8 protein-coding genes and 1 pseudogene are annotated in these 7,394 nt (G+C 58.3%); 4 read left to right on the top strand and 5 right to left on the bottom strand.

The features are described 5' to 3' along the window. Nucleotides 1-64: 64 nt before the first annotated feature. From ACIOZM_RS30835 to ACIOZM_RS30825, 3 genes and pseudogenes are all read right to left on the bottom strand, one after another. Nucleotides 65-352, bottom strand: a pseudogene (locus tag ACIOZM_RS30835) ((Fe-S)-binding protein); the annotation flags it as partial. Next, nucleotides 349-1,173 (bottom strand): (Fe-S)-binding protein, encoded by an 825-nt coding sequence (locus ACIOZM_RS30830; RefSeq protein ID WP_401221275.1) that lies wholly within the window; start codon nucleotides 1,171-1,173, stop codon nucleotides 349-351. The gene ACIOZM_RS30830 and the pseudogene ACIOZM_RS30835, both read right to left, overlap by 4 nt. A 161-nt stretch (nucleotides 1,174-1,334) precedes the next feature. Then, nucleotides 1,335-3,029 carry a lactate permease LctP family transporter gene (locus tag ACIOZM_RS30825; protein WP_401221272.1) on the bottom strand — a complete coding sequence of 565 codons (1,695 nt, stop codon included), beginning with the start codon at nucleotides 3,027-3,029 and terminating at the stop codon, nucleotides 1,335-1,337. Between the two features lie 261 nt (nucleotides 3,030-3,290). Between ACIOZM_RS30825 and ACIOZM_RS30820 the strand changes: the two genes are divergently transcribed. After that, complete coding sequence (locus tag ACIOZM_RS30820; RefSeq protein WP_401221269.1) at nucleotides 3,291-4,058, top strand: FCD domain-containing protein; 768 nt, start codon at nucleotides 3,291-3,293, stop codon at nucleotides 4,056-4,058. 123 nt (nucleotides 4,059-4,181) lie between these two features. Here the strand turns inward: ACIOZM_RS30820 and smpB are convergent, their stop codons facing one another. Beyond that, nucleotides 4,182-4,664, bottom strand: a complete 483-nt coding sequence (smpB, locus tag ACIOZM_RS30815; protein WP_007915208.1) for an SsrA-binding protein SmpB — start codon at nucleotides 4,662-4,664, stop codon at nucleotides 4,182-4,184. Between the two features lie 119 nt (nucleotides 4,665-4,783). Between smpB and ACIOZM_RS30810 the strand changes: the two genes are divergently transcribed. Genes ACIOZM_RS30810 through ACIOZM_RS30800 form a run of 3 tightly spaced genes read left to right on the top strand, consistent with a single transcriptional unit; the run spans nucleotide 4,784 to nucleotide 6,936 of the window. Continuing rightward, nucleotides 4,784-6,187, top strand: a complete 1,404-nt coding sequence (locus ACIOZM_RS30810; protein WP_401221267.1) for a sodium-dependent transporter — start codon at nucleotides 4,784-4,786, stop codon at nucleotides 6,185-6,187. A 7-nt stretch (nucleotides 6,188-6,194) separates the two neighbouring features. Continuing rightward, nucleotides 6,195-6,629 carry a type II toxin-antitoxin system RatA family toxin gene (locus ACIOZM_RS30805; RefSeq protein ID WP_401221264.1) on the top strand — a complete coding sequence of 145 codons (435 nt, stop codon included), beginning with the start codon at nucleotides 6,195-6,197 and terminating at the stop codon, nucleotides 6,627-6,629. Next, a complete protein-coding gene (locus tag ACIOZM_RS30800) occupies nucleotides 6,622-6,936 on the top strand; it encodes an RnfH family protein (protein WP_401221261.1) in 315 nt (104 codons plus the stop codon). Before ACIOZM_RS30805 ends, ACIOZM_RS30800 begins: the two co-directional genes overlap by 8 nt. Nucleotides 6,937-6,996: 60 nt before the next feature. Here ACIOZM_RS30800 and ACIOZM_RS30795 read toward each other — a convergent pair. Then, nucleotides 6,997-7,394, bottom strand: a 398-nt coding sequence (locus ACIOZM_RS30795) for an outer membrane protein assembly factor BamE (protein WP_401221258.1), incomplete at its 5' end; no start/stop codon positions are given.

The raw sequence follows: 7,394 nt of genomic DNA, 5'->3' as shown, positions 1-7,394 counted from the left end.
AAAAGAAAAAATTCATCTCAACCTGAGACAGGATTAAAGAAAAGACCAATACATATCACAATTAAACCGTTTCCGCCCAATGCACTGTCACACCGTTGCGGGTCAGGTTCTGTTCCAGTTGCTCGAGCAGGTCGGGCAACTTGGAGAGCGCGCGGGCACGGATCGAATTGCCCAGTTCACGCAAGTGTTCTCTTTCGTGGGCATCGCTGAAAGCCGCTGCCCGCTTGGTCATCAGTGAATCCATTGCAGTGCGGAAGTTGTTTCGCAACTGCTGATCACCCAAGGCGTTGTGCGCCCGGGTGCGGAAATCTTCTTCTACGGCAACCGTAGGAATAATCGTCGAGGTGCTCATTTCGCACCTCCGGTTCGTTGCCAGAGGAAGCTGGCCAGATGTTGGCCGCGCAACGCTTCCTTTTGTTTCTCCAGCGAGCCGTTGATGTTCATCAAACAGCCGCAGTCGGCGCTCAACACCTTGTGCGCGCCGGATTCCTTCAGCGAGCGGGTCTTGTCAGCCACCATCGCGCCGGAAATGTCTGGCATACGGACGCTGAATGTCCCACCGAAGCCACAGCATTCGCTTTCATGGTCATGATTGACCCGCTCCACGTTGCTCAACTGCGCCAACAACTCGCGGCCGTGCAGGTGGGTGTTCATCTCGCGGCGTGCCGAACACGAAGTGTGCAGCGCCACTTTTACCGGTTCGCCGCTGTCCTTGAGCTGCACCTTGCAGACAAACAGCAGGAACTCGGCCAGTTCGTAGGTACGGGCCGCGAGGGCCTGAACCTGTTGCAACGTGTCCGGCTCGTCCTTGAACAGGTCGGCGTAATGTTCGCGCAGCATGCCGGCGCAGGAACCTGACGGCACCACCACCGGATAATCCCCGGCGAACAGCGCCAATTGCGAGCGCGCTACCGTCCGCGCCTGCTCGGTGTAACCCGAGGTGTAGGCCGGTTGTCCGCAGCAACTCTGCCCTTGCGGGTACTCGACCCGGATGCCTTCGCGCTCCAGCAAGTGGATCGCGTCCATCCCGGCTTCGGGATAGAACAAGTCGACCACGCACGTCCCGAACAGGAAGACCCGCGACGGTTTCTCGCTGGGGTATTGCCGCGGTTCGGGCAGCGGCGGTGCGACGCGGGTGGCGTTCGGCACAGCGTTGTAAAAAAGCTCGCTCATCAGGCGTGTCTCCGGGTGGTCCCGGTTATCCGTCCGCTGAGGCTGCTGAATATAGAGACGCTTGCTTTCAGCAGCCTTACAGACCGGGTTGTGAATTGCTGACGCCGGAATCACGAACCGGCGTCGGTTATTTCCATGTTGCTTGTAGGCTTCTTGTCGGTTTAGTGCACGAGCATTCCGGTGAACCAGTAGGCCTGGGCCAATGTGATCAGACCGACAATCGTTGCAAAGAATAGGCTGTGCTTGAGAGTGAAGCGGAACAGATCCGATTCCTTGCCCACCAGCCCGGTCGCGGCGCAGGCCACGGCAATCGACTGTGGCGAAATCATCTTGCCGGTTACGCCGCCGCTGGTATTGGCGGCTACCAGCAAAGTGTCATTGACGCCGATCTGGTGCGCAGTGGTCGCTTGCAGCGAACTGAACAGCGCGTTGGACGAAGTATCGGAGCCGGTGAGGAACACGCCCAGCCAGCCGAGGAACGGCGAGAAGAACGGGAACGCCGCGCCAGTTGCGGCCAATACCAGGGCCATGGTCGAAGACATGCCCGAATAGTTGGTAACGAAGGCGAACGCTAGCACCATGCCAATCGACAGAATTGGCCAGCGCAGTTCGTAGAAGGTCTCTTTCAAAGTGGTAAGACCAGTTTTGAAATTGATCTTCAGCACCAGCATCGAGATCAGTGCGGAGAAGAAAATCGCCGTGCCGGTCGCGGAAATCGGGTCGAGTTTGAACACCGCTGGAATTGCCGTCGGGATGGCGACGATCGGGGCGGTCTTGATCACTAATTGATCAAGGTGCGGAATCGCGAAGTTGAATACCCAGGCGTACATCGAGCCGCCAGCGGCGAACATCGCCTTGAAGGGCTTGAGGGTCCAGATGGTCACCAGCACGGTGAGGATCAGGAACGGCGACCAGGCTTTGAAAATTTCCCCGAGGCTGTAAGGCGAAGCCACGGTTGTGCGTTTCTGACCGAAACCGCCGACGCTGGCGGTGATCGCTGCGCTCGACGTGGCGCCAGCGATTTGCGCGCCTGCGGTGCGTTTTGGCTGCCAGATTTTCAGGAACAGGGTCAGCGAGACCAGGCTGGCCAGGGCCGAGGTGATGTCCGGCAGTTCCGGGCCGATGAAGTTCGAGGTGAAGTACTGAGTCACGGCGAAGCTCAGGCCGGCAACCAGCGCCGCTGGCCAGGTTTCACGCACGCCGCGCATCCCGTCCATCATGAACACCAGCCAGAACGGCACGAACAGCGACAGCAACGGCAGTTGGCGGCCGGTCATGGCGCCGATCTTGAACGCGTCGATGCCGGTGACTTGCCCTGCGACGATGATTGGAATCCCCAGTGCGCCGAACGCTACCGGAGCGGTGTTGGCAATCAGGCACAGGCCTGCGGCGTACAGCGGATTGAAACCGAGGCCCACAAGAAGTGCGGCGGTAATCGCCACGGGCGCGCCGAATCCGGCGGCACCTTCGAGGAACGCACCGAAGCAGAAGCCGATCAGCAGCACTTGCAGGCGCTGGTCGTCAGTGATCGAGAGAACCGAGCTGCGAATGACTTCGAACTGACCGCTCTTGACCGTCAGTTTGTAGAGGAACACCGCCGCGACAATGATCCAGGCAATCGGCCACAGACCATAGGCGAAGCCATATCCGGCAGCGGCGAAGGCCATATCGACCGGCATCTGGAAGGCGAAGATTGCGACGAGAATTGCCAAGACAAGCGTGATGCTGCCAGCCACGTGGCCTTTGAGGCGGAACACTGCTAATGCGAGAAAAAAGAACACGATGGGTATGACGGCCGCGAGTGCGGAGACGCCGAGACTGCCGAGCGGGCTGTAGAGCTGTTGCCAGGTTTGCATATGGGGTGGCCCCTAATTGTTGTTGGTCAGGCACTGTCAGCGTTCTTGGTTAATTGGTAATACCAATTTACAATCGCTGTTGGCTAGGGTAAAAGCCTTGATGTCGGTGTGTCAATTTGTCGCCCTGAAACTTTTGTCGAATAAGCGGCGCAGATGACATCTGATCTGGTCGAACAAGTGCTGTCTGACAGGTGCCGGCACGGCGCCAATAGGCCAGAATAGAGAGCCCGGCGAGCGGTCGGGATCGTGGAGAAATGAGTTATGGGCTTTGATCAGATTCGTCAGCGCCGTTTGTCTGACGATATTGTCGAGCGACTTGAGGGGATGATCCTTGAGGGCACGCTGAAGTCAGGTGAGCGCTTGCCGGCCGAGCGCGCTCTGGCCGAACAATTCGGCGTATCACGCCCGTCGTTGCGTGAGGCGATCCAGAAACTGGCGGCCAAAGGTCTGTTGGTCAGTCGTCAGGGCGGCGGCAACTATGTGGTGGAAACCCTGGGTTCGACTTTCAGCGATCCATTGCTGCATTTGCTCGAGAGCAACCCCGAGGCGCAGCGCGATCTCCTGGAGTTTCGGCATACCCTGGAGGCATCGTGTGCCTATTACGCGGCATTGCGCGCCACGGACGTTGATCGCGAACGGCTGACCGCAGCGTTCGAAGAGTTGCAGGACTGCTATTCGCGCCACGACGAAGTGAGCCGGACGGAAGAGGGCGCGGCGGATGCGAAATTTCACTTGGCGATTGCCGAGGCGAGCCATAACGCGGTGCTGCTACACACCATTCGCGGGCTGTTCGATTTGCTCAAGCGCAACGTCGTGACCAACATCGGCGGCATGTACAAGCAGCGTACGGAAACCCGCGACATGCTGATTACCCAGCATCGGGAATTGTATCTGGCGATTATTGAAGGACGTGCGGAGCAGGCGCGGGAAGTTTCCAGCCGGCACATTCTGTATGTGCAGGAAGTGCTGGAAGAAGTGCGCCAGGAAGTTCAGCGCATGGCTCGGGCGGAGCGGCGCAAGGGGATGTGATTTTTGAGCTTGAATCTGCGTTGTCTATTCGAACGCCATCGCTGGCAGGCCAGCTCCCACATTTGAAATGTATTCCAGCATGGGAACTGGCCTTTCAGCGATGTTTCTCAGGTGCGCAAGACGTCAGTCTTCCTTGCCCTTGTTGCGCACCGCACGCTGCAATTCACGACCGGCGTCGCGTTCGCGTTCGGTGTCGCGCTTGTCGTATTCCTTCTTGCCCTTGCCCAGAGCGATCTCGCACTTGACCATGTGCTTGCTCCAGTACCAGGACAGGCATACGCAGGCGTAACCCTTTTGCTGCACGGCGGCGGCGAGTTTTTCCAGCTCGCGGCGGTTGAGCAGCAATTTGCGGGTACGCACCGGGTCGGCGATGACGTGGGTGCTTGCGGTCATCAGTGGCGTAATGTGGCTGCCGAGCAACCACGCTTCGCCATCCTTGAGCAGCACGTAACTGTCGACCAGTTGCAGCTTGCTCGCCCGCAGACTTTTTACTTCCCAGCCGGCCAGGACCAGACCAGCCTCGAACTTATGCTCGATGAAGTAATCGTGTCGCGCCTTTTTGTTCTGCGCGATGGTCCCTGTTGGGTGTTTCTTCTGTTTAGCCATAGGGGCGGCATTATATGGAGATAAATGGTTGTCGGCTACGGTGATGCTGCGTGCTTGAGCACGTTGAGTGAATCACGGACAATGCGGCCTCTTTTTCTAACGCTTGGGCGTGATAAACGATGTCGACAGACAAGGTTTCTGTCCACGGCAGTTGGGCTAGCCGCTGGGTGTTCATACTCGCCGCGACCGGTTCGGCCGTGGGATTGGGCAGCATTTGGAAATTCCCGTACATGGTCGGGGTCTACGGCGGCGGCGCCTTTGTGCTGATGTTTCTGGTGTGCATCGCCCTGATCGGAGTTCCGGTGATGCTCGCTGAAACCCTGATCGGCCGTCGCGCCCGACAGAGTCCGGCCAACGCCTTGAAGGCGCTGGCGCAGGAAGCAGGGCACTCGACCAAATGGTCGTGGGGCGCATTTGCCGGGATGATCACGGCATTGCTGATTCTGTCTTTCTATAGCGTGGTCGGCGGTTGGTCGCTGGATTACATCATTGATATGGGGCGTGGCGACTTCCAGGGCGTGACTGCGGATCAGGTCGGCGCCTACTTCGGTAACGTGATTGCCGACCCTTGGCGCCTGACACTTTGGCACACAATATTCATGCTGCTGTCGGCCATCGTGATCGCCAAAGGCGTGGTCGCGGGGCTTGAACGCAGTTTGCGGATCATGATGCCGCTGCTGTTCGTGATGATTCTGGTGCTACTGGGCTACAGCATGACCACCGGGCATTTCATGGAAGGCGTGCATTTCATGTTCGACTTCCACCCGGAAAAAGTCCTCGACGGTTTGCTGCCCGCCATGGGCCACGCGTTCTTCTCGCTGAGCGTGGGCGTCGGCTCGATCATGATCTACGGCGCCTACATGCCGAAGGATTCGTCGCTGTCCGGTACCGTTGTTGGTGTTGCGCTGCTCGATACCTTCGTCTCGCTGGTGGCCGGTCTGGCATTGTTTCCGATTGTGTTTGCAGCCGGTTTGAACCCGAGCGAAGGCCCTGGCCTGATGTTCGTCAGTCTGCCATTTGCCTTCGGTAACGTGGCATTCGGTCAGTTGATGGGCGTGGTGTTTTTCGTGCTGGTGGCGGTTGCGGCATGGAGTTCGGCGATTTCCCTGCTCGAACCGATGGTTGCTTATCTGGTTGAGCGCACGAAAATCAGCCGCGCCTGGGTCACGTTCTGGCTGGCATTCAGTTGCTGGTTCGTGGGTTTGGGAACCGTGTTTTCCTTCAATATCTGGAAGCAGGCGAAATTTTTCGTGAACGAAGGCGGCTCGTTCCATCTCTACCAATGGGGTGCGGCGAGCGGTCTCGACTTCTTTGGCGTGATCGATTTCTTCACCTCGCGGATCATGTTGCCGCTCGGTGGACTGTGTTTTGTATTGTTTGCCGGTTGGGTGATGGGGCGTGAAGCGGTGCGCGACGAGCTGTCGATCCGCAATCCTGCGCTGTTTGCCCTGTCTCTGTTCTTGATGCGCTACGTGGCGCCTATCGGCATTCTTGTAGTGTTTGCCGCTCAGCTCTGGAAGTAACGCTTACATGACGACACATATTCAACGCTCGGCGCTGCTGCCTTATCCGGCGCAGTTGCTCTACGACCTGGTCAACGACGTGGCGCGTTACCCGGAGTTTCTGCCGTGGTGTTCGGCGGCCGAGGTGCTGGAAAGCTCGCCGGAGTTCATGCGGGCCAGCGTTGGCGTGGCCAAGGGCGGCCTCAGTCAGCACTTCGTCACACGCAATACGCTAGTGCCGGGGCAGTCCATCGAGATGAATCTGGAAGAGGGCCCGTTCACCCAGTTGCATGGCATCTGGGTGTTCAAGGCGCTGAACGAAAAAGCCTGCAAGATCAGCCTGGATCTGTCGTTCGACTACGCCGGGCCGCTGGTTCGGGCGACGCTCGGGCCGTTGTTCAATCAGGCCGCCAATACGCTGGTGGACGCGTTCTGCCAGCGTGCGAAGCAGATAAGTGGCTGAGCCGGTGATCGAGATTGAGGTGGTGTATGCCGCCGTGGATCGTCAGGTTTTGCGCACGGTCAGTGTGGCTGAGGGCCTGAGCGTCCGTGCGGCGCTGCTCGAATCTGGCATCGAAGCCGAGTTTCCTGAACTGGATCTGGCGAGTTGTCCGTTAGGGATCTTCGGCAAAGTGGTCGCTGATCCCGAGGTTCGCTTGGTTCAGGCCGGGGAGCGGATCGAAATTTATCGGCCGCTGCTGGCCGATCCGAAAGAAGTTCGACGCTTGCGAGCGGCCAAGGCTGCCGAAGCCAAGGCGCGTAATCAGTAAGCTGCTAAATAGCAGGCAATAAAAAACCCGGGATTTCCGGGTTTTTTATTGCCTCGCGAATTACTGCGGCGAGGTGTCCAGCGGTTCTGGTGTTGGAACCGGAACGGTTTCTACACCGTCCACGTCTTTCTGGATCTGATCCAGCAAAGAACCTGGCTTGACCGGTTTTTCCGGTTTTGGCTTCTCGGTGTTTTCAACAGGAGCGGTCACGTTAGTGCCACTGTCCTTGCCGAGAATGGCTTCGTCACGGCTCACACCGGGCATGAAGTCGCCCGACAGGCTGACAAGCTGGTCGTTGGAGTTAAAGATAACGCTGACGCGTTCCTGTTGGCGTTCACCGCCACCGGGTTGCAGGCTGTACAGATAATCCCAGCGATTGGCATGGAACGTGTCGGTCAGCAGAGGGTTGCCCATGATAAACCGTACTTGCGGCCGGGTCATTCCCGGGCGTAACTGGT

This window comes from Pseudomonas sp. NPDC087346 (assembly GCF_044744235.1).
Lineage (GTDB): Bacteria > Pseudomonadota > Gammaproteobacteria > Pseudomonadales > Pseudomonadaceae > Aquipseudomonas.
Note: the sequence above shows the minus strand (reverse complement) of the source record. Positions and strands in the feature narration are given on the sequence as shown.

What these genes read in the sequence shown, in the direction of transcription:
- ACIOZM_RS30830 (WP_401221275.1), bottom strand. Translation starts at nt 1,173, where the DNA reads ATGAGCGAGCTTTTTTACAACGCTGTGCCGAACGCCACCCGCGTCGCA.
- ACIOZM_RS30825 (WP_401221272.1), bottom strand. Translation starts at nt 3,029, where the DNA reads ATGCAAACCTGGCAACAGCTCTACAGCCCGCTCGGCAGTCTCGGCGTC.
- ACIOZM_RS30820 (WP_401221269.1), top strand. Translation starts at nt 3,291, where the DNA reads ATGGGCTTTGATCAGATTCGTCAGCGCCGTTTGTCTGACGATATTGTC.
- ACIOZM_RS30805 (WP_401221264.1), top strand. Translation starts at nt 6,195, where the DNA reads ATGACGACACATATTCAACGCTCGGCGCTGCTGCCTTATCCGGCGCAG.
- ACIOZM_RS30810 (WP_401221267.1), top strand. Translation starts at nt 4,784, where the DNA reads ATGTCGACAGACAAGGTTTCTGTCCACGGCAGTTGGGCTAGCCGCTGG.
- smpB (WP_007915208.1), bottom strand. Translation starts at nt 4,664, where the DNA reads ATGGCTAAACAGAAGAAACACCCAACAGGGACCATCGCGCAGAACAAA.